At 75.3% G+C, this 741-nt stretch carries 2 protein-coding genes; both read left to right on the top strand.

Annotation, left to right across the window (positions count from 1 at the left end; translation table 11 throughout):
- Positions 1-237: GNAT family N-acetyltransferase (locus tag B7767_RS39350; protein WP_143652908.1), on the top strand; the 237-nt coding region annotated here is incomplete at its 5' end.
- An 87-nt stretch (positions 238-324) separates the two neighbouring features.
- Positions 325-741: cation:proton antiporter (locus B7767_RS39345; RefSeq protein ID WP_179167492.1), on the top strand; the 417-nt coding region annotated here is incomplete at its 3' end.

The following is a 741-nucleotide window of genomic DNA, read 5'->3' as shown; positions in this document are numbered from 1 at the left end:
CCGGCGGTCGGCTCGCTGGGCCGGCTCGCGGTGACGCGCCGGGCGCGGGGCCTCGGCGTCGGCGCGGCGCTGGTGCGGGCCATCGAGGAGGCGGCCCGCGACCGGGACCTCACCGCCGTGGACCTGCACGCGCAGACGCACGCCCTCGGTTTCTACGAGCGGCTGGGCTACGAGGCCTACGGACCCGAGTTCCCGGACGCGGGGATACCGCACCGGGCCATGCGGCGCGTTCTGTAGCCGGGGCCGCGAACAGCCGGGTGAGGGTGTCGGCGTGACAGGGTGGAGATCCGCCCGCCGATCGTCGATCCGCCCGGAGCCGTGACCGTGGACCAGTTGACCCTGCTGTTCGCCCTGCTGCTCGGGGCCGTGGTGAGCGTCCCGGTCGGGGAGCGGCTGAGGCTGCCGGCACCGGTGCTGATGACGGTGCTCGGGGCGGTACTGGCCCTGCTGGAGTTCGTGCCGAACGTCGACATCCCGCCCGACCTGATCCTTCCGCTGCTGCTGCCGCCCCTGCTCCACGCGGCCGTACGACGGACCTCCTGGCGGCAGTTCGCGGCGAACGTCAGACCGATCCTGCTGCTCGCGGTGGCGCTGGTCTTCGTCACCACGCTGTGCGTGGCCGTCGTCGCCCACGCGATCGTGCCGGGGCTGCCGCTGGCCGCCGCCGTGGCCCTCGGCGCGCTGGTCGCGCCGCCCGACCCGGTCGCGGCGACCGCCGTCGCCGGGAAGCTGGGGCTGCCG

The organism is Streptomyces sp. 13-12-16 (assembly GCF_002114215.1).
Taxonomy (GTDB): domain Bacteria; phylum Actinomycetota; class Actinomycetes; order Streptomycetales; family Streptomycetaceae; genus Streptomyces.
This window is presented reverse-complemented; position numbering and strand designations above follow the sequence as displayed.